At 54.9% G+C, this 2,098-nt stretch carries 2 protein-coding genes; both read left to right on the plus strand.

What is annotated here, in order from left to right; genetic code table 11:
- Positions 1 to 413 precede the first annotated feature (413 nt).
- On the plus strand, positions 414 to 791 hold the full coding sequence (locus GX108_04015; GenBank protein ID NLO56205.1) for a helix-turn-helix transcriptional regulator: 378 nt from the start codon (positions 414 to 416) through the stop codon (positions 789 to 791).
- Positions 792 to 798: 7 nt separating this feature from the next.
- A partial coding sequence (locus GX108_04020) for a heavy metal translocating P-type ATPase (GenBank protein ID NLO56206.1) occupies positions 799 to 2,098 on the plus strand: 1,300 nt, incomplete at its 3' end.

The raw sequence follows: 2,098 nt of genomic DNA on the forward strand, positions 1-2,098 counted from the left end.
AGGGGAACAACTCCGACCTTGACCCCCTGGGCGTCGATCAGAAGGACTTCCTTGGCCCGGATCTCCTCGTTGGTGCGTGGCTCTTCGCTGCTTTTAGCTATAACTTGTCACCTCCACGGCAAAAAAAATGGCCGGACTAGAAAAAGCCCGGCCTCTATATCCCATATGTTCCAGGCAAGCGGAAGTAACCTTTCGCTCTTCCGGCACACAAACCCTTTAACAACCCCTACGGGGCGTCGGCGGGTGGGAGGCTCGGCTCCTCTTTCTCGCTATAAAGGTCCACAAGGACCCGACAAAGAATTCTAACATGAAATATCAAATCTATGCAAGGGAAATCCCGATCATGCCTTTCACACACCCCATGCTTGACAAAATATCAACATTAGTATATATGAATGAATGAGCATATATTCATGAATGGAGGACTCCAGGTGGAACAAACAAACGTACCCAAGGCCATACATGGGGAAACCGTAGAAGCCGTTAAAACCAGGATGCCGGAAGAAGGTTTCTGTCATTCGCTGGCCGGTTTCTTCAAAGTCTTGGGGGATACGACCAGGGTGAGGATCCTCCTGGCGCTCGGGCTTTCTGAAATGTGCGTGGGTGATATTGCCTGTCTGCTCGGTATGACCCAGTCGGCCATTTCCCACCAACTCAGGATTCTCAGGCAAGCCCGGCTGGTTAGAGCCAGGAGGATAGGGAGAATCTCCTTTTACGCTCTTGACGACGAGCATGTCGAAAAAATCATGGCTGAAAGCGCCAATCACCTCAGTCATGGAGATCGCAGGTGATCCTGCCATGAAAAATAACCGATCGAACCATGAAAACAACCGCCTGGTTTTTCGCCTGGAAGGTCTCCATTGCCCGATTTGCGCCCTGGATATAGAAAGAAGCATGGCGGAGTTGGAATGGGTCGATAGCTCTTCCCTTGACCCCGTCACCTCCAAGCTCACTCTCGAGGTCCGCAAAGGAGCGATGCCCCTGAAACCCCTCTCCATGGTTCAGGAACTCGTCGACGGCATCGAGGCCGGCATCAAGGTTTTGCCCGAGGAGGATCCTACGGGCGAAGGCTTGAAAAACACCGCCAACAGGGCGTTGAAAACTTTTTCGATTAGGGTCCTTCCCGGACTCCTCCTTTGGGGAGCGGCGATAACCTTGGCTCCAGGCGCCCCTCTTCGGCCAATCCTCTTCCTTGCCGCCTACCTCCTGTCCGGGTGGGCTATCGTTCTGAAGGCCCTCAAAAACTTACTGCGAGGCAGGATTTTCGATGAATACTTCCTCATGTCGATAGCCACCATGGGAGCTATTGCCATCGGCGAGTACCCCGAAGCCGTAGCTGTCATGCTTTTTTTCAGAACAGGGGAGATCCTGGAAGAAAGCGCCGTGGAAAAGGCCAGCGGGTCAATCACTTCCCTGGTCGAGATAATCCCTGACAAGGCAAACCTGCTCGATGCGGAGGGGCACATCAACAGTGTGAGTTCCAGATCCCTGAAACAGGGCGACATGATCCTCGTGAAACCGGGCGAGAGGATACCCGTCGACGGCGTCATATCAGAGGGCTTATCCAGCCTCGATACTTCATCGATCACCGGAGAGTCGCTGCCGCGGGACGTGGCGCCGGGAGACCCCGTCCTGGCCGGATTTCTAAATAGCCATGGCACTCTTCGCATAGAGGTCTCTAAACCTTTGGAGTCCTCGGCGGCATCAAGGATCCTGGCTGCCATCGGTGACGCGAGGTCAAAAAAAACCCGCACCGAGCGGCTTGCCACGACCTTTGCCAGGATCTACTCGCCTTCGGTGGTGGTCCTGGCGGTCCTGATCGCGTCGGTACCTCCCCTGGTCGGGGGAAGTGATTTCAAGACCTGGCTCTACAGGGCCCTGATATTTCTGGTGGCCTCCTGTCCCTGCGCCCTTCTTTTATCGATCCCTCTGGGTATTTTCGCCGGCATCGGATCCGCTTCCGAAAAGGGCATCCTGGTCAAGGGTGGCGACGTCCTCGAGAGACTGCCCTTGGTCGATACGGTCTTCTTTGACAAGACCGGGACCATAACCACCGGGCAGTTCCACCTGGCCGGGGTCTATCCCCAGGAGGGAAGAT

This window comes from Thermovirga sp. (genome assembly GCA_012523215.1).
Taxonomy (GTDB): domain Bacteria; phylum Synergistota; class Synergistia; order Synergistales; family Thermovirgaceae; genus 58-81.